We start from the raw sequence: 17,411 nt of genomic DNA on the forward strand, positions 1-17,411 counted from the left end.
CCGGAGCGGTCATACGTCGCGGCGGTCCACCACGAACACCGCGACCAGGCCCGCGACCAGCGGCCAGGCCGCGAACACGATCCACGCCTCGGTGACCGACGTCTGGTACCGGCCCAGATCCCAGGTGCTGGTGGGGCCCTGGATCAGGGCGAACCACGCGGAGAGCGGCATGGCGTTGCCGATCTCCGCGACCCAGCGGTAGGTCTCGCCGCCGAACAGCGCGGGCAGGAGCAGCAGGGCGGCGACCACCGCGACGACCGTGCCCGTGGCGTGCCGGATCAGCGCGCCCAGCGCCATCCCGACGACGGCGCACACCGGAGCGAGCAGCGCGGAGCCCGCGACGGCCCGCAGCGAGCCGGGATCGCCGAGCGAGCGGCCGCCGTACTCGCCGAGGATCGACTGGGTCACGCCGAACGACGCCGCCGCGACGACCGTGCCGAGCACCAGCGTCACCACCGTCACGACCACGATCTTCGCCGCCACCACCGGGCGCCGGGCGGGCACGGCCGTGAACGTCGTACGGATGAGACCGCTGGTGTACTCCCCGAAGACGGAGATCGCGCCGACACTGCCCGCGATGAGCATCAGGATCTGGTAGGCAGGTTCGACGAAGGCGGGACCCATCGGGTCGATGCGCATCCCCGGGTCCCTGGGGTTCACGGCCGGCTGGTTCGCCAGCAGATCCGCGTTGGACAGGGCCGAGTTGACGTTGATCCCGATGACGACCAGGGCGCCCACGAACAGGACCCAGTACGTCGACCGCAGCGACCACAACTTGATCCACTCGGCGGCCAGCAGATCACGGAAACGGGCCCGGGGTTCCTGGGCAAGGGCGCTCATCGGGCATCTCCTGCGAGGTATTCGACGCTGTCGGCGGTGAGTTCCAGGAAGGCCTCTTCGAGCGAGGCGGTCCTGGGGCTGAGTTCATGCAGCAACACCCGGTGGGCGAAGGCGAGTTCACCGATGCGCGCCGCACTGAGCCCGGTCACCGCGCACAGCTCCGGGCCGGCCGGCTGCACCGAGGCACCCTCGGCCGTCAGCACGCCGGTGAGCTCCGCGAGGTCGGGCGTGCGGACGGCGACACTGAGGCGGGTGCCGCGCGCGGCGAACTCTGTCAGGCTCTCCGCCGCGATCAACTCACCACGCCCCACGACGATCAGCTCGTCGGCGGTGTTCTCCATCTCGCTCATCTGATGGCTGGACACGAACACCGTCCGCCCCTCGTCCGCGAGCCGCCTCAGCAGTGCGCGCACCCACAGCACGCCCTCCACGTCCAGGCCGTTCAGCGGCTCGTCGAAGAGCAGCACCGGAGGGTCGCCGAGCAGTGCGGTCGCGATGCCGAGGCGCTGCTTCATGCCGAGCGAGAAGCCGCCGACGCGGCGCCTCGCCACCTGGGCGAGACCCACCTCCTCAAGGACCTCGTCCGCCCGGCCGCGCGGGATGCCGTTGCTGCGGGCCAGCGCCGCCAGGTGGGCGCGGGCGGTGCGGCCGCCGTGCACGTCATGGGCGTCGAGCAGCGCCCCGACCCGGCGCAGGCCCCGGGGGAGGTCGCGGAAGGGGTGGCCGTCGATCGTGATGGTGCCGCTCGTGGGCCGGTTCAGGCCGAGCAGCATCCGCAGCGTCGTGGTCTTGCCCGCGCCGTTCGGGCCGAGGAATCCGGTGACGCGACCGGGGCGCACGGTAAAGGTCAGGGCGTTCACGGCAGTCGTGTCGCCGTAGCGTTTGGTGAGGTCGTTGGCTTCAATCACGGCTCTACGCTGCCGGGGCACGGGTGGCCGCGGCATCGGGCCGGCGATCACATTCGGGGGCGCGGCCATAGCCCGGGGGCGTACGCCCGTGGGCCGATGTCAGGGGGCGGGGCCGGAAATAGGATCACCGTCATGAACGCCCCGCCCGCCGCGCCGCGGCCCCCGCTGTGGCCCCCGCGCTTCTCGGGACCCACGCGCTTCTCGAGACCCGCCACCGGGGAGCTCCTGGCCTGGTGCGGGGCGCTCGCCTACCCCTTCGCGCTGTACTTCGCCGCGCTGAGCGAGCAGCAGGAGCTGACCGGGATCCGGCTCGTCCCGGCGGCCCTGACCGCGGTGCTGCCGTTCGCGCTCCTGCGGTACCGGCCGCTGCCGGCCCTGGTGCTGATGCTGGCCGGTTCGTTCGCCGTGGTGACCCTGGTGACCGAACCGGAGGCTCCTTGGCCGGCCCGAGGGCAGGGCCAGGGCTGGCAGATCGGGTATCTGCAGGCCGTGGTGGTCGACATCGCCGTCGGCTGGATCGCGGCGACCCGGCCCCGGCGTACCGCCGTCACCGCCGGAGTCATGGCGCTCGTGGTGCAGATCCTCTCCACCGCTTACTACCGCTCCGGCTCCGACGTCTTCGCCTCCACCGCGCTCTCCCTCGTCCTGGCCCTCGCCACCGCCTGGCTGATCGGCTTCTCGGTGTACGAGCGCAGCCGGCACGCCGAGACGCTGCGGGCGCAGGCCGCGCTCCAGGCCGTCACCGCCGAACGGCTGCGGATCGCCCGGGAGTTGCACGACATGGTCGCGCACAGCATCGGGGTCATCGCCATCCAGGCCGGGGTCGGCAGCCGCGTCATCGAGACCCAGCCCGCCGAGGCGCGGAACGCGCTGTCCGCCATCGAGACCACCAGCCGCGAGACCCTTGCGGGGCTGCGCCGGATGCTGGTCGCCCTCCGGCAGTCGGACGAGGGCAAGGGGGCGGCCCCGGTCGCCCCGGCACCGGGACTTGCCGACGTGGACCGGCTGGCCGAGACGGTGCGGGACGCCGGGGTGCGGGTCGATGTGGAGTGGCGGGGGGAGCGGCGGGCGCTGCCCGCGGAGGTCGAGCTGTCCGCGTTCCGGATCATCCAGGAGGCGGTGACCAATGTGGTGCGGCATGCGGGGGTGACGGGCTGCAGGGTGGTGGTCGAGTATCCGGGGGATGCCGGTCCGGCGCAGGAGGAAGCCTTGTCCATCGAGATCGTCGACGACGGGACGGGGCCGGTGCTGCCCGGTGCCGGATACGGGATCATCGGGATGCGCGAGCGCGCCGGGCTCCTGGGCGGTGCCCTGACCGCGGGCCCCCGCCCGGAGGGCGGCTTCCGGGTGGCGGCCCGGCTTCCCGTGCCGGAGGAGACCCGATGAGCGAACGACCCGAGCGCCCCGTCGACGTGGTCCTGGTCGACGACCAGCCCCTGGTCCGCGCCGGGCTGCGCGTGCTCATCGCCGATCATCCCGATCTGAGGATCGTGGGCGAGGCCGGCAGTGGGGCGGAAGCCGTTCGGCTCGTGCGTGAACTCGCCCCCGATGTCGCGGTGATGGACATCCGCATGCCCGGCATGGACGGCATCGAGGCGACCCGGCTCATCACCGAGGGGGCCGGCCCGACGCGGGTGCTCGTGCTCACCACGTTCGACGACGACGATTACGTGTACGGCGCGCTGCGCGCCGGGGCCAGCGGATTCCTCGTCAAGGACATGGCCATGGACGACATCCTGGGCGCGATCCGGGTGGTCGCCGCGGGCGACGGCCTGATCGCGCCGAGCGTCACCCGCCGGCTCATCGCGGAGTTCGCGGGCCGCCCCGAGCCCGGTCCCGCGCCCCGGCCCGTCGCGGGCGTCACCGCACGGGAGCGCGAGGTCCTCACCCTCGTCGGGCGGGGCCTCGCCAACGCGGAGATCGCCGCCGAGCTGTGCATCAGCGTGGCCACCGCCAAGGCCCATGTGGCGCGGCTCTTCACCAAGCTGGACGCCCGGGACCGCGTACAACTGGTCATCATCGCCTACGAGTTGGGCCTCGTGACGCCGTCGAAGTGAGTCATGGCGTACGCAGCAGCCCGCGCAGGGCCAGGCCGAAGACGACCCGGCCCGCGACCGCGGTCACCGGGTCGGCGAGGCGCGGGAGCTTCGCGATGCGCAGGTCCTCGCGCCACTCCACGTACGACCCCGCACCCCGGGGACGTACGGAAATCTCGGCCCAACCCGTCAGCGCCGAACCGGTCTTGACCAGCCGGCAGTGACCGGAGGCGGACCCCGGCCCGGGCGGCTCCCAGACCGTGACCTCCATCGGGTCGTCGAAGCCGAACCGGCCCAGTGCCGTGCGGGCCACGAAGCGGGTGCCCACGCGGGCCGGCGGATCGGTCAGTACGACCGTCTGCGTCAGCGGGACCCGAGCGGCGTGCAGGGGCCAGTCGGTGACCCGTAGCCAGGCCTCCTGGACGGACAGTCGGGTGCTGCGGGACACACGGAATGCGGACACCCCGTGAGCGTACGACCGCGCCACCGCTCCCGAGGTGAAGGGGAGGAGCGGCGGCGCGGTCGTGGTGTACGGCATCCGGTGGTTCCCATGTCCCGTGGGGACCACCGGAGTCTGGGTGCCGTACAGGTCTATCTGTATCTACCGGTATCTACCGGTGCCGATCTGGCGGCAGCGAGAGCTGCGGCTGCGGATCAGCCTGGCGACACGTGCCGTTCAGCGGCTGTGCCGGCCACCGGCGACCGCGCGGCGGCGGACCGAGCCGAACATGGCCGCGGCGCCGATCGCGAGGGCGGCGGCGCCACCGATCGCGATGTACGGGGTGTTGCTGTCGCCACCGGTCTCGGCGAGGTCCTCGCCCGCGGCGGCGGGCTTGCCGGCGGCGCCGTTCACCTCGGGGGCGTTGTCCTCGGGCGCGGCGGCGGAGGCGTCGGCGCCCGTGTCGGCGTTGTTGTCGCCGTGGCCGTGGTGCTCGACGGAGGAGTTGCCCTCGCCGTCCTTGATCTGCTCCTCGCTGGGCGCGGAGGCCTCGGGCGCCGGGGTGGTCTCCTCGTCCGAGGTCGAACCGCCGCCCGCGGATCCGCCGTTGTCCGCGCCGAAGACGACGTCGGAGCAGGTGTAGAAGGCCTCCGGGGAGTCCGAGCGCTGCCAGATCGAGTAGATCAGGTGGCGGCCCTTCTTGGCCGGGATCTTGCCGTCGAAGACGTAGTCACCGTTCTCCATCTTCGGGTCGGTGACGTTCGCGAAGGGCTTCGACTCCAGGTCCGACCACTTGAGCGGCTTGCTCGGGTCGTAGCTGTCCTTGGTGATGTACAGCTCGAAGGAACCCTTGTGCGGGGCGGTGCCCTTGTAGCGGAAGGTGTGGCTGCCGGACGCCAGCTTGGAGGACGGCCAGTCGGCGCGCGGCAGGTCGAGGCCCTTGTACTTGTCGTTGCCGGCGGAGCAGAGCTTGCCGTCGGGGATGATCTCCTTCGACTTGCCCGCGGCGTTGGCGATGTTCACGCCGTTCCAGTCGTAGAAGGCCTGCACGCCGGAGGCGGCGACCGCGGCCTTGCAGGCGGCCGAGTCGGGGGACTCCGGGCCCTCCGCGTAGCAGGCGGAGACACGGCTCACCGGGTCCGTCATCGAGCCGTGCGCGGAGGCCGGGGATATGGCCAGCGCGGTGAGGGCGAGCGGGGCGATACCGACGGTGGCGACGGTCGCGATGCGGCGAGCAGTCATGGGGGATCTCCTTGAACACGGTGCATAACTGGGGGATACGAGACGGGTACGAACCTGCGGTGCTGCCCCCCGATGAAGCGCGGCACCGACGGTTCGAACCCGTCCCGGCGATCAGAAAACTAGCCCCTCGAAACCGTGGAATCGCCTGCTGAGGCGGGGTGGAGCCGATCCTTAGGCTCCCTTTAAGGATCGGCTCAGAGATGATTAAGAGCGCGCCCCGAATGTCGGATTCCGGAAGTGGCGATCTTTCAGCCGGTGCTTCAGCCGACCCACCGATAACGCCGCTCCGGCCGCCCCGTACCCCCGTACCTGAGCGTGACCTCGACCCGTCCGGTGTCCGCGAAGAACTCCAGGTACCGGCGCGCGCTCACCCGTGACAGCGCCCCCGCCTCGGCGCACTCGGTGGCGGACAGGCCGCCCGGATGGGTCCGCAGCACCCGCTCGACCAGCTCCCCGGTGTGCGCCGCGAGCCCCTTGGGCAGTTCGCGCGACCCCGGCGGCCGGGTCCCGAAGATCTGGTCGACGTCCTCCTGCCGGGCCTCGTCGAGGGAGTCGAGCCGGCTGCGCAGAGCCGCCACGTGCCTCAACTGCTCCTGCAGGGCCGCCTGGTTGAAGGGCTTGATCAGATAGTGCAGCGCCCCGGCCCGCAGCGCCGAGCGCACCACCTCCGCCTCCCGGGCAGCCGTGATGAACAGGGCGTCCACCGGGGTCCGCCCCGGATCGCGCTCCTCGGCCGCGCGCAGCTCCCGCAGCACGCTGATGCCGTCCATGTCCGGCATATACACATCGAGCAGGGCGATGTCGGGCCGCAACTGCTCCGCCGCACGCAGCGCCTCGGCGCCGCTGTGCGCGACCCCGACCACCGAGAACCCCTCCAGGGCGGCCACGTACCGGCTGTGCAGCTTCGCCACCATGAAGTCGTCGTCCACGACCAGCACCTTCGTCACCGCGTCAGGCTAAGTACGCGACCACAACGACCACAACGTCCGTTGCTTGCGGAAGAGAGACAGCTTGTTAACGCGCAGGCAACATGTGGGCCACCTCACAGCTCTCCCCCACGAGCTCCTTCTCCCACGTTCTTCTACGTTCCGACAGGTGGTGGCACCCGTGCGCCTGCGCACACCCCTCGCCCTGCTCGGCGCCGCGCTGCTCGTACTCGGGGCCCCGCCCCTGCTCACGAGCGGCAGCGGCGCCGACACCGGCACCCAGATCCCCGGCCTGCGCCTCATGGTCCCCAACACCCCGGGCGGCGGCTACGACATCACCGCCCGCACCGCGGCCAAGGACGCCGAGGACGCCGGACTCACCCACGGCATCGAGGTCTACAACCTGCCCGGCGCCGGCGGCACGGTCGGCCTGACCCGTCTCGTCGGCGAGCACGGCAACGGCAAGCTCGCGATGTCCATGGGCCTCGGAGTGGTCGGCGCCGCGCGCTCCAACCACTCGCCGAAGACCCTCGCCGACACCACCCCGATCGCCCGGCTCACCCAGGAGCAGGACGTCGTGGTCGTCGCCAAGGACTCGCCGTACAAGACCATCGACGACCTCGTCGAGGCCTGGAAGAAGAACCCCGGCAAGCTGCCCGTCGGCGGCGGCTCCTCGCCCGGCGGCCCCGACCACCTCGCCCCGATGCTGATGGCACGCGCGGCCGGCATCGCGCCGAAGGACGTCAACTACATCCCCTTCGACGGCGGCGGCGAGCTCCTCGCCTCGATCCTCGGCAACAAGGTCGCCTTCGGCGTCTCAGGCGTCGGCGAATACCTCGACCAGATCAAGTCCGGCGAGCTCCGGCTGCTCGCCGTCACCGGTCCCGAGCGGGTGAAGGGCCTGGACGGGCCGACGCTCATGGAGTCCGGCTACGACGTCAACTTCACCAACTGGCGCGGCATCGTGGCCCCGCCCGGACTCTCCGACGCCCAGCGCGACAAGCTCACCGGCCTCGTACGCAAGCTCCATGACTCGCCCGAGTGGAAGAGGTCCCTCGACAAGAACGGCTGGGACGACGCCTTCCTCACCGGCGACAAGTTCGGCGCCTTCCTCGACAAGGAGGACAAGCGCGTGGTGTCCGTACTGAAGGAGCTGGGGCTGTGAGCACCGAAGGAGAAGGGGCCGTGAGCGCCACCACCGAATCCCCGCAGGACGACCGACCCCGCAAGTCGTGGTTGCGCGAGCACTCCGAACTCGGCGTCTGCGTCATGCTGTTGGCGCTCGGCGCACTCGTCCTCACCGACGCGCTCACCATGGACGTCGACATCTCCCAGCGCGGCCCCATCGGCCCCAAGACCGTCCCGGTCGTGGTCGGCATCGGGCTGCTCGTCATCGCCCTGCTGCTCGCGGTCGACGTGCTGCGCGGCGGCCGCGGCGAGGCCGAGGGCGGCGAGGACATCGACCTCGCCGAACCCGCCGACTGGCGCACGGTGTTGCTGCTCGCCGGAGTCTTCCTGGGCGCCGCCGTCCTCATCGAACCGGTCGGCTTCCCCGTCGCGGGCGCCCTGCTCTTCTGGGGCGCGGCCTTCGCCCTCGGCAGTCGCCGCCCCGACCGCGACCCGCTGATCGCCGCCGTCCTCTCGGTCGCGACGTACGCCCTCTTCAACAATCTGCTCGGGGTCCCGCTGCCCGGCGGCCCCCTGATGGGAGTGCTGTGACATGAACGCCCTCAACTCCCTGATGGACGGCTTCGGCACCGCCCTCACCCCCATCAACCTCCTGTGGGCCGCGATAGGCGTCCTGCTCGGCACGGCCATCGGCGTACTGCCCGGCATCGGCCCCGCGATGGCCGTGGCGCTGCTGCTCCCGGTGACGTACGGACTCGAACCGACCGGCGCGTTCATCATGTTCGCCGGCATCTACTACGGCGCCATGTTCGGCGGCTCCACGACCTCCATCCTCCTCAACACCCCGGGGGAGAGCGCGGCCGTCGTCGCCGCGATGGAAGGCCACCCGATGGCCAAGTCGGGCCGTGGCGCGCAGGCCCTCGCGGCCGCCGCCATCGGGCACTTCGCGGGCGGCATGATCGGCACGATCCTGCTCGTCGTCCTGGCGCCGACCATCGCCGACCTGGCGGTGGACATCGGTGCGCCGGACTACTTCGCCATCATGGTCCTCGCGTTCATCGCGGTGACGTCGGTGCTCGGCTCGTCCCGCATCCGCGGCCTGGCATCCCTGTTGATCGGCCTGACGATCGGTCTGGTCGGCCTCGACCAGATGACCGGCCAGCAGCGCCTCACCTTCGGCTCGCTCCAACTCGCCGACGGCATCGACGTGGTGATCGTCGCGGTCGGGCTCTTCGCGATCGGCGAGGCCCTGTGGGTGGCCGCCCATCTGCGGCGCACGTCCGGCGACGCGATCCCGGTCGGCCGGCCCTGGCTCGGCAGGGCGGACGTCAGGCGCACCTGGAAGTCGTGGCTGCGCGGGCCGCTCATCGGGTTCCCGTTCGGGGCGATTCCGGCCGGTGGCGCGGAGATCCCGACCTTCCTGTCGTACGTCACCGAGAAGCGCCTGTCCAAGCACAAGGACGAGTTCGGCAAGGGCGCCATCGAGGGCGTCGCCGGACCCGAGTCCGCGGCCTCCGCTTCCGCCGCCGGAACTCTCGTGTCGATGCTGACACTCGGCCTGCCCACCACCGCCGTCGCGGCCGTGATGCTCGCCGCCTTCCAGCAGTACGGCATCCAGCCCGGGCCGCTCCTCTTCGACCGCGAGCCGGAGTTGGTGTGGGGCCTGATCGCCTCGCTGTTCGTCGGGATGGTGCTGCTCCTCGCGCTGAACCTGCCGCTCGCACCGGTCTGGGCGAAGCTCCTCAAGATCCCGCGGCCCTATCTGTACGCGGGCATCATGTTCTTCGCCGCCGTGGGCGCGTACGCCGTCGGGGGCGAGGCCCTCGACCTGGTGATCCTGCTGGTCATCGGCCTGCTGGGGTTCGGGATGCGACGGTACGGACTGCCCGTCCTGCCCGCGGTCATCGGCGTGATCCTCGGCCCGGCCGCCGAGCAGCAGCTGCGCCGCGCCCTGCAGATCAGCGACGGCAGTGTCTCGGGCCTGGTCAACACGCCCTTCTCGGTGACCGTTTACGCCGTGATCGCGCTGCTCCTCGCCTGGCCGCTGCTGAAGAAGCTGGTGCGGCGGCGCGGCTGAGTCACTGTGCCGCAGCGGCGGAAGGGGCCGGCGCACTGTGCCATCGCGGCCCAAGTGCCCGGCCCCGCAGCGTCGCTAACGTGCTCACATGACCGAGGACACCCATGACATCAGGCTTGCCGAGGCCGCCGACGTACCCGCCGTGCAGGCAGTGACCGACGCGGCGTACGCGCACTACATCGAGCGGATCGGGCTGCGGCCCGTGCCGATGGACGCCGATCACGCGGCGGACGTGGCGGCGGGGCGGGTGTACGTCACCGGGGATCCGGTGATCGGGCTGCTCGTCCTCGTCCCGCACGAGGACCATCTGTACCTGGAGTCCATCGCGGTCCACCCCGACGCCCACGGGCGCGGGGTGGGCCGCGTGCTCCTTGAATTCGTCGAGGCGCACGCGCGCGCACTCGGGCTGCCCGAGGTACGGCTCCTCACGAACGCCAAGATGTGGGAGAACCAGCAGATCTATCCGCGGTTCGGCTACGAGGTCGTGGAGCGCCGCGTCGACGGGCCGTACGACCGCATCCACTACCGGAAGCGGCTGGCCCGACCCTGACGCGGCGCGCGCTCAGCCGTCCGGCCACCAGGTCTTGGCTATGTCCCGGCGCACCTCGGGGCGCTCGCGGGGAGCGGACTCGCGCTCCTCGCGCAGGCGCTGGGTCGTGCTCGACTTCCTGACGGGCTTCTGCACGGTCACGCGACGCATGACGGCCTCCTTCGCTGCCCTTGCCTGTCCGTTGGGATGCAGTGGTTCGGCGCTCGCGTTGCTCGGCTTCCTCAATGCAGACCCTTGGACGGGATATTCCTCATCGGTGCCCGACGTATGCGCGCACCGATCGTTGTTCGCCGTGGGCGTGGCCGCGTTTGAGCCCGGTGGGCCGTGCGACTGTCCACGAGGTTGCCGTGACGGTACTCATCGGGCCTGGTCGGCGCCAGGGGGTTTCGCACACTCGCACGTCACACGTGGGATGGGTCACGGGCCGCGCGGCTCGAGCGAACCTTGAGCGGGCCTGGAACGGAGCGAGATCCGGGCACTGTCAGTGACGCATGTCACGATCTTCGGATGATGACTCGGGGAGGGCCCATTCAGGGCATGGCGCCGCGCGGCCGGGCAGGGCCCGGCCGCGCGGGGGTGACAGGAGTGACAGGGGTCAGGCGGGCAGGGCGTCCACCGTGGGGACGACCATGCCGAAGACGTCGGTGATCGTGGTCAGGGCCGCGGTCTGGAGGGTGGCGGAGGGCAGGACCGTGCCGTCCGGGGCGGCCAGGGCGCGGGTGGCGGTGGCCTCGGCGACGACCGTGGGGCGGTAGCCGAGGTGGAAGGCGCCCTGAGCGGTGTGGCTGACGCAGATGTGCGTGATGAAGCCGGCCAGGACCAGGTCCTTGCCGCTGCCCGCCGCGGCGCCCAGGTCGGTCAGGGTCTTCTCCAGGTCGGTGAGGTGGAAGGCGTTGGGGAACTGCTTCACCACGACCGCCTCGCCGTCCACCGGGGCGACCTCGTCGCTGATGGCGCCGAGGGGGGTGCGGATGTCGTACGGGGTGCCCTCGCCGGCGTCGTTGACGATGTGGACGACCGGGGTGCCGGCGGCGCGGGCCCGGGCCAGCAGGCGGGCGCCCGCCGCGACGGCCTCCTCGGCGCCGTCCAGGGCCATGACGCCGCTGCGGTAGGTGTTCTGGAAGTCGATCATGATCAGGATCGACTCGCTGAGCCGGGCCGGGGTGCTGTCCAGACCGCTGACTTCGCGCAGGGTCTTGGAGGGCTGGGGCTGGGAGGACTGAATGGTGCTCATGGTGTGCCTTTCACAAGGAGGTTGGGGCGTAAAGGAGTTGATGGAATCGGGCATGGCGAAGCCGTCGGGCTTGCCCGCGTGGTGAGTGGTCGAGTGGTGAGCGCTGAGCGCTGAGTGGTGCGCGGTGAGTGGTGCGCGGTGAAGGTCAGGCGGTCCGGGTGCGGAAGCGGCGCCGGTAGGCCGCGGGCGTCGTGGCGAGCTGTCGCTTGAACGCGCGGTGCAGGGTTTCCACCGAGCCGAGCCCCGCCGTGGCCGCGACCTGGTCGAGCGGGCTGTCGGTCGTCTCCAGGAGACGCCGGGCCACTTCGACCCGGGCGGCCTCCACGTACGCGCCGGGGCCGGCGCCCGTCTCCTGTTTGAAGACGCGGGCGAAGTGGCGCTCGCTCAGACACATCCGGGCCGCCAGCGCCTCCGCCGACAGGTCCTCGGTGAGGTGATCGGCGATGAACAGCCGCAGTTCGTCGATGTCGCGGCGCTCGGAGGCCGGACTGCTGAGCGGCACCGAGAACTGGCTCTGGCCGCCCTGCCGTTTGAGGTACATCACCAGCTGCCGGGCCACGGCCAGGGCTACCTCCTCGCCCTGGTCCTCGGCCACCAGTGCCAGGGCCAGATCGAGGCACGCGCTGATCCCGGCCCCGGTCCACAGCCGGCCCCGGTCGGTGCGTACGAAGATCGGGTCCGGGTCGACCGTGACGGCCGGGTGCTCGGCGGCCAGCTGGGCGGCGGTCGACCAGTGGGTGGTCGCCGTCTTGCCGTCCAGGAGCCCGGCCGCCGCGAGCAGGTGTGCGCCCACGCACACCGACGCCACCCGCCGGGCCCGTGGGGCGGCCGCCTTCACCCACGCCACGACATCGTCGTCGATGCGGGCGACCGGGCCGGCCTCGGTCATGTCGACGGCGCCGGGCACCAGCATGGTGTCCACGTCGCCGCCGACCTCGTCGAAGGACAGATCGGTCAGCAGCCGCACCCCCGCCGACGTCCGCACCTCGCCGGCGACCGGTCCGGCGAGGCGGACCTGGTAGCCGGCGCGGCCCGCGGTCTCCCGGTTGGCCAGGGCGAAGACCTCGGCCGGGCCGGTGACGTCGAGGAGGTCGACATCGGGGAAGACCGCGATCACGACGCGGTGGGTGCTGGGCATGGATCCATCGTCGCCGGGGTCCGCCATGGCCGCAATGACGATTCCCTGTCACTTACGGACATAGGGCGGCGGGCCCTGTGGTGCAGGTGTCCGGTGCCGGGTGCCGTCGGTCGAGAAGGTCGCGTGCCGTCAGTCGAGCAGGGCGACGAACTTGCCCAGCTTGGCAAGGAGCTCGAGCTCGTCCAGGGCGCGCACCGCCTCGGCCGCGGCCTCCGGGTCGCGCTCGGCCAGGCCGCTGTCCGCGAACTCGTCCTCGTCGAGGCGCAGGATCTGCGCGCCGTCCGCCGAGACCCACAGGTCGAGGTCCAGGTCCTCGACGACCAGCTCGCCGTCCGCGGTGCCGGCCGGCCTGGTCACGTCGCAGTACCAGCCCTTGAGGGAGCCGTCGGACGCGCGGACCTCCTTCACCGCGTAGTAGCGGTCGCGCCAGAAGTGCTCGGTGAAGACGTCGCCCGGCTCGAAGCGGACGAAGCCGAAGTCACGCGTGTGCGCGGCGGCCCAGGGCGCGCGGACGGTGGTGCGGGTGCCGTCGTCGCGTACGACCGTCGCCGGGTAACGGATCTTCGTACGGCCCGCCTTGACGAGGACGACGTCGATCGTCGTGCCCTGCGTGAAGACGACCTCAGAGCTCGTGGACATGCCTTACCTCCGTTGCGCTGATCTTGTAGCCGAACCAATTGTTGATCGCCAGCATCGGTTCGTTGGCCGCGTCGTTCCCGGTGAACGCCTCCGTGTGCCCGGTGGCGCGGGCGCGGTGCAGCGAGGCGTTCTTGGCGAGCTTGGCGAGGCCCCGGCCGCGGAAGGCGCGGGCAGTGCCGGTCATGCCGGACGCGTAGCGGCTGCCGCCGTCCGTGCGGGCCAGGGTGAAGGCCGCGGGTACGCCGTCCACCAGGGCGACCATGGTCAGATCATGGCTGGTCAGCGGGTGCCGCCAGGTCTCGGACAGCCAGTGCTCGTAGTCCGTGAACTCGGTCGGTACGTCGCTCGGTTCGTCCGCCACGGTCTCCGCGTCCAGCGCGAACAGCGTGCGCGGGTCGTCCGCGAAGTCCGCGGCCGGGCGCAGCTCGACGCCCGGCGGAAGCTCTGCCAGTGGGGGCAGGGTGCCGTTCGCCAGGTCCAGGCGGAGGAAGTGCGCGGGCCTGCTGGCCCGGTAGCCGCGCCGCTCGGCGAAGGCGCGGTACGCGGGCTCGTCGAGGACCCAGGAGTAGACGGCCGTCGCCCCGGCCTTCGCGAGGCGCTGCTCGGCGAACCTGACGATCTCCGAGCCGGCGCCGAGGCCGCGATGCTCCGGATGTACGTAGACGTTGAGCGAGCCCTGGCCCGGCAGCGGGCTGTCGTGGACGAGACCCGTCTGGGCGGTGCCGATGATCTCGCCGGCCGGCGTCTCGGCGACCAGGGGGCGGTACTGGGCCTCGGGGTGGGCGTGTGCCGTGTCGAAGGCGACGGATTCTGCGGTGCAGAGCATGAAGGGGACGGCGGCCCTTCGGACTTGGGCGAAGTGTTCGGTGTCGCGGGGGTCGTGGGGGTCGAGGTCGCGGACGAGCACAGTCATGTCGGGGACGGTACGTGGGGGTGGGGTGGGGCGTCTTCTTGTTTTCTCCCCGCCCCGCCCCTTCCCGTAGGTCTGCGACGCCTTCCGCCCTGCGGGCGGTGTCCTCAAACGCCGGACGGGCTGAAGGGAAGCGGACGGGCTGAAGGGAAGCGGACGGGCTGAAGGGAAGCGGACGGGCTGAAGGGAAGCGGACGGGCTGAAGGGAAGCGGACGGGCTGAAGGGAAGCGGACGGGCTGAAGGGAAGCGGACGGGCTGAAGGGAAGCGGACGGGCTGAAGGGAAGCGGACGGGATGGAGGGAAGCGGACGGGATGGAGGGAGCGGACAGGATGGATAGGGTCGGATCCGTGACCTTGAAGCTCCGCATCCACCACGATGCCGCCGTCGCGCCCTTCGAGCAGGTGCGCGTTCAGATTTCCGAGCAGGCCCGGGGCGGGAAGCTGCCCGTGGGGTACAAGCTGCCGACCGTGCGGGGGCTTGCCGAGGAGTTGGGGCTTGCCGCCAATACCGTGGCGAAGGCGTACCGCGCCCTGGAAGCGGACGGGGTGATCGAGACGCGGGGCCGGAACGGCACGTTCATCGCCGCCGCCGGTGACGCGGCCGAGCGCAAGGCCGCCACCGCGGCCGCCGAATACGCGGAGCAGGCCAGGCGGTTGGGCCTGGACCGGGCCGCGGCGCTCGCGGCGGTCGAGGACGCGGTGCGGGCGGCGTACTCCTAGAAGCTAGAACTCCACCCGGACCGTCAGGCCTCCGCCTTCGCCCTCGTTCGCCTCCGCTGTGACCGTCCAGTCGTGGGCCCGCGCGATCGACGCCACGATGGACAGGCCCAGGCCTGCCCCCGAGCCCGGCCGGTGTTCGCGTTCCTTCAGGCGGCGGAACGGCTCGAAGAGCTGGGGGACGACGTCCGGCGGGACGGGTGGGCCGGTGTTGCAGACGGTCAGGCCGGTGGCGTCCGTGGTCACCGTGACCGTGCCGCCCGGCCCCGGCACGTTGTGGCGTACGGCGTTGGCCACAAGGTTTTCCACCAGGTGGTGCAGAAGCACCGGATCGCCGGTCACCGGCACGGGCGCGGCGTCCACCGACACCGTCACCTCGTGCCGCCGGGCCTGCGCCGCGAGCCCCGCCACCGCCTCCTCGACCGTCCGCCCCAGGTCGACCGGCTCGGCCTTCTCCACACCCTGGTCCGCGGCCGAGAGCAGCAACAGCCCCTCGATCAGGCGCTCGCTGTCGTCGGCCACCTCCAGCAGCTTGCCCCTGATGCGGGCCACCTTCGCCGGGTCCGGGTCCGCGAGGCCGATCTCCGCCGCCGCCCGCTGCACGGCCAGCGGAGTGCGCAGCTCGTGCGCGGCGTTCGCGGCGAACCGCTGCTGGGCGCAGACCAGTTGCTCGATCCGGTCCAGCATCTCGTCGAAGGTGTCGGCCAGGCGCTTCAGTTCGCCCGGCGGCCCGGCCAGGGCGATGCGCCGGTGCAGGTTCTCTCCGGACAGCCGGCGGGCCGTCTCGGCGATCACGCCGACCGGACGCAGCACCCGCCCGGCCAGCCACCAGGCGAGCACGAGCGACACCACCGCGAACAGGGCGAGCGCCAGCAAGGACACCGTGAGCAGCCGGTTCAGGGTGGCCTGTTCCACGGCGTCCGAGAGGCTGCTGCGGGTGACCCTGCAGTCCGAGCGCTTCGCGCAGTCGAGCCACGGGGGCGGCGACACCGTCTCCGCGGGGCTCGGCGACGGGGTCGGGGCTCCCTCGGGGAGATCTTCGAGACGCTGCGCCGGGGCCCAACGGGCGACCGCTCCACTGATCCTCTCGTACAGACTCTCCCGTACGAGGCCATAGACCAGCGCGACGAGCCCGCCCCCGCAGAGCAGCAGCAGCGCCCCGTACACCAACGTCAGCCGCACCCGCTCGCTGCCCGGCAGCAGGGCCCGCCGCAGCAGTCCGCGACGGGCCGGAACGGGGGTCGGCAGGTGAGCGCAGGCCATCAGCGGTCCACGCCGACATCGGCCATGCGATAGCCCTCGCCCGGAACCGTCCGCACCACCTGCGGCTCGCCCAGTTTCGTACGGAGCTTGCTGAGGGTGACCCGGACCGCGTTGGTGCGGTAACTGGTGTCCTCCTCCCAGACCTGCTCGATCAGATCGTCGTGCCCGACGACGGCGCCGTCCGCGCGCATCAGCGTCTCCAGGACGGCGAACTCCTTGCGGGACAGGGCGAGTCGGCGGCCGTCGCGCGCGGCCTGCCGGCGTGCGGTGTCCAGGACGATGCCGCCGCGTTCGAGCAGCGGGGGCAGCGCCGGGCGTACGCGCCGCCCGAGGGCGAGGACCCGGGCGAGGAGCTCGTCGTACGCGAAGGGCTTGGTGAGGTAGTCGTCGGCGCCGAGCCCGAGGCCGTCCACGCGGTCGCGGACCGTGCCGGACGCGGTGAGCATCAGGACCCGGGTGAGCAGCCGCCGGCGCACGACCTGCCGGCACACCTCGTCGCCGTGCAGACCGGGCAGATCGCGGTCGAGGACGAGCACGTCGTACTCGCCGAGCTGCAGCTTGCGCAGCGCCTCCAGGCCGTCGGCCGCCACATCCACGGCGAGGGCGTCGCGGCGCAGCCCGTCGGCAATCATCTCGGCGAGGAACGCCTCGTCCTCCACCACCAGAACTCGCATCCGCCCTGTTTACCCGAGCCCCACATTTCGTCGTTGTAAGCGGAAGCTGTTAGAGCGACGAAACCGCCTCCCTTGCCACGCTCGCCCCCCGGCCGGCACCGCCGGTACCGATCTCGGCAAGGAGTCCGTGATGTCCTCAATACCCCCTATGTCATTGATGCTGAAGCGCCCCCTGCAGCTGGCCGTCATGACCGGCTGCACCGGTCTGATGCTGCTCGCGACCGCCTGCTCCCAGGCGTCCGACGACAACAGCGAGGACGGGGCGGGCGGCAGCGGCGGTCAGAACAACGCGGCCGGCGACAACGGCAAGAGCGCCGACGACGCCCTCAAGTTCCGCCAGTGCCTGCGCAAGCAGGGCATCGACATGCCCGACCCCGAGCCGGGCCAGGATCCGCGCGGCCTCACTCTCGGCGAGGGCACCGACCCGAAGAAGTTCCAGGAGGCCCTGAAGAAGTGCGGGGGCAGCGGCACCGGCCGCAAGGGCGGCGGCTCCCTGACGCAGGCCGACAAGGACAAGATGATCAAGTTCGCGCAGTGCATGCGCAAGAACGGCATCGACATGAAGGACCCGAAGCTCGACGGCGGCACCGCCATGGGCGAGGCGATGAAGATACCCAAGGGCCAGGAGAAGAAGTTCGAGAAGGCCAACAAGCTCTGCTCGCAGACCAACGGCTGAGGCGGCGGTCCGC

20 protein-coding genes are annotated in these 17,411 nt (G+C 71.5%); 8 read left to right on the forward strand and 12 right to left on the reverse strand.

Going from position 1 to position 17,411, the window contains the following annotated elements:
- Nucleotides 1-9: 9 nt before the first annotated feature.
- A complete protein-coding gene (locus tag OG430_RS37940) occupies nucleotides 10-840 on the reverse strand; it encodes an ABC transporter permease (protein ID WP_327357187.1) in 831 nt (276 codons plus the stop codon).
- Nucleotides 837-1,748, reverse strand: coding sequence for an ABC transporter ATP-binding protein (locus OG430_RS37945; protein ID WP_327357188.1), 912 nt, complete (start codon nucleotides 1,746-1,748; stop codon nucleotides 837-839). Before OG430_RS37945 ends, OG430_RS37940 begins: the two co-directional genes overlap by 4 nt.
- 132 nt (nucleotides 1,749-1,880) lie before the next feature.
- Here OG430_RS37945 and OG430_RS37950 point away from each other — a divergent pair, with 132 nt between their 5' ends.
- Together OG430_RS37950 and OG430_RS37955 are read left to right on the forward strand one after the other, a co-directional pair.
- Complete coding sequence (locus tag OG430_RS37950) at nucleotides 1,881-3,134, forward strand: sensor histidine kinase (RefSeq protein ID WP_327357189.1); 1,254 nt, start codon at nucleotides 1,881-1,883, stop codon at nucleotides 3,132-3,134.
- Nucleotides 3,131-3,805: a response regulator transcription factor gene (locus tag OG430_RS37955; RefSeq protein ID WP_327357190.1), complete on the forward strand. Its 675-nt coding sequence runs from the start codon at nucleotides 3,131-3,133 to the stop codon at nucleotides 3,803-3,805. Before OG430_RS37950 ends, OG430_RS37955 begins: the two co-directional genes overlap by 4 nt.
- A gap of 1 nt (nucleotide 3,806) precedes the next feature.
- Here OG430_RS37955 and OG430_RS37960 read toward each other — a convergent pair whose 3' ends face one another.
- The 3 genes from OG430_RS37960 to OG430_RS37970 form a co-directional block, all read right to left on the reverse strand.
- A complete protein-coding gene (locus OG430_RS37960; RefSeq protein WP_327357191.1) occupies nucleotides 3,807-4,247 on the reverse strand; it encodes an SRPBCC family protein in 441 nt (146 codons plus the stop codon).
- A gap of 213 nt (nucleotides 4,248-4,460) precedes the next feature.
- Entirely contained in the window at nucleotides 4,461-5,465 is a 1,005-nt protein-coding gene (locus OG430_RS37965; RefSeq protein WP_327357192.1) for a lytic polysaccharide monooxygenase auxiliary activity family 9 protein, read from the reverse strand.
- 260 nt (nucleotides 5,466-5,725) lie between these two features.
- A complete protein-coding gene (locus OG430_RS37970) occupies nucleotides 5,726-6,412 on the reverse strand; it encodes a response regulator (RefSeq protein ID WP_327357193.1) in 687 nt (228 codons plus the stop codon).
- 160 nt (nucleotides 6,413-6,572) lie between these two features.
- Here OG430_RS37970 and OG430_RS37975 point away from each other — a divergent pair, with 160 nt between their 5' ends.
- The 4 genes from OG430_RS37975 to OG430_RS37990 all read left to right on the forward strand — a co-directional run bounded on the left by OG430_RS37975 (nucleotide 6,573) and on the right by OG430_RS37990 (nucleotide 10,146).
- On the forward strand, nucleotides 6,573-7,556 hold the full coding sequence (locus OG430_RS37975; RefSeq protein ID WP_327359412.1) for a Bug family tripartite tricarboxylate transporter substrate binding protein: 984 nt from the start codon (nucleotides 6,573-6,575) through the stop codon (nucleotides 7,554-7,556).
- Nucleotides 7,557-7,576: 20 nt separating this feature from the next.
- A complete protein-coding gene (locus OG430_RS37980; protein WP_327357194.1) occupies nucleotides 7,577-8,110 on the forward strand; it encodes a tripartite tricarboxylate transporter TctB family protein in 534 nt (177 codons plus the stop codon).
- A gap of 1 nt (nucleotide 8,111) precedes the next feature.
- Complete coding sequence (locus OG430_RS37985) at nucleotides 8,112-9,596, forward strand: tripartite tricarboxylate transporter permease (RefSeq protein WP_327357195.1); 1,485 nt, start codon at nucleotides 8,112-8,114, stop codon at nucleotides 9,594-9,596.
- 88 nt (nucleotides 9,597-9,684) lie between these two features.
- Nucleotides 9,685-10,146 (forward strand): GNAT family N-acetyltransferase, encoded by a 462-nt coding sequence (locus OG430_RS37990; protein WP_327357196.1) that lies wholly within the window; start codon nucleotides 9,685-9,687, stop codon nucleotides 10,144-10,146.
- Between the two features lie 12 nt (nucleotides 10,147-10,158).
- Here the strand turns inward: OG430_RS37990 and OG430_RS37995 are convergent, their stop codons facing one another.
- The 5 genes from OG430_RS37995 to OG430_RS38015 form a co-directional block, all read right to left on the reverse strand.
- Nucleotides 10,159-10,296, reverse strand: coding sequence for a hypothetical protein (locus tag OG430_RS37995; RefSeq protein WP_327357197.1), 138 nt, complete (start codon nucleotides 10,294-10,296; stop codon nucleotides 10,159-10,161).
- A 445-nt stretch (nucleotides 10,297-10,741) separates the two neighbouring features.
- Entirely contained in the window at nucleotides 10,742-11,380 is a 639-nt protein-coding gene (locus OG430_RS38000) for an isochorismatase family protein (RefSeq protein WP_327357198.1), read from the reverse strand.
- Nucleotides 11,381-11,525: 145 nt separating this feature from the next.
- Nucleotides 11,526-12,518 carry a GlxA family transcriptional regulator gene (locus OG430_RS38005; protein ID WP_327357199.1) on the reverse strand — a complete coding sequence of 331 codons (993 nt, stop codon included), beginning with the start codon at nucleotides 12,516-12,518 and terminating at the stop codon, nucleotides 11,526-11,528.
- Between the two features lie 129 nt (nucleotides 12,519-12,647).
- Nucleotides 12,648-13,157, reverse strand: a complete 510-nt coding sequence (locus OG430_RS38010; protein WP_327357200.1) for a DUF402 domain-containing protein — start codon at nucleotides 13,155-13,157, stop codon at nucleotides 12,648-12,650.
- Complete coding sequence (locus OG430_RS38015; RefSeq protein ID WP_327357201.1) at nucleotides 13,141-14,070, reverse strand: GNAT family N-acetyltransferase; 930 nt, start codon at nucleotides 14,068-14,070, stop codon at nucleotides 13,141-13,143. Before OG430_RS38015 ends, OG430_RS38010 begins: the two co-directional genes overlap by 17 nt.
- Before the next feature lie 328 nt (nucleotides 14,071-14,398).
- On the opposite strand from OG430_RS38015, the gene OG430_RS38020 reads away from it, so the two are divergent.
- Nucleotides 14,399-14,788, forward strand: coding sequence for a GntR family transcriptional regulator (locus tag OG430_RS38020; RefSeq protein ID WP_442816632.1), 390 nt, complete (start codon nucleotides 14,399-14,401; stop codon nucleotides 14,786-14,788).
- 3 nt (nucleotides 14,789-14,791) lie between these two features.
- Here the strand turns inward: OG430_RS38020 and OG430_RS38025 are convergent, their stop codons facing one another.
- Nucleotides 14,792-16,048, reverse strand: coding sequence for a sensor histidine kinase (locus OG430_RS38025; RefSeq protein WP_327357203.1), 1,257 nt, complete (start codon nucleotides 16,046-16,048; stop codon nucleotides 14,792-14,794).
- Complete coding sequence (locus tag OG430_RS38030) at nucleotides 16,048-16,722, reverse strand: response regulator transcription factor (RefSeq protein WP_327357204.1); 675 nt, start codon at nucleotides 16,720-16,722, stop codon at nucleotides 16,048-16,050. Before OG430_RS38030 ends, OG430_RS38025 begins: the two co-directional genes overlap by 1 nt.
- A 130-nt stretch (nucleotides 16,723-16,852) precedes the next feature.
- Here OG430_RS38030 and OG430_RS38035 point away from each other — a divergent pair, with 130 nt between their 5' ends.
- Nucleotides 16,853-17,398 (forward strand): hypothetical protein, encoded by a 546-nt coding sequence (locus OG430_RS38035; protein WP_327357205.1) that lies wholly within the window; start codon nucleotides 16,853-16,855, stop codon nucleotides 17,396-17,398.
- The last annotated feature ends 13 nt before the right edge of the window (nucleotides 17,399-17,411 follow it).

The organism is Streptomyces sp. NBC_01304, from assembly GCF_035975855.1.
Classification (GTDB): Bacteria; Actinomycetota; Actinomycetes; order Streptomycetales; family Streptomycetaceae; genus Streptomyces.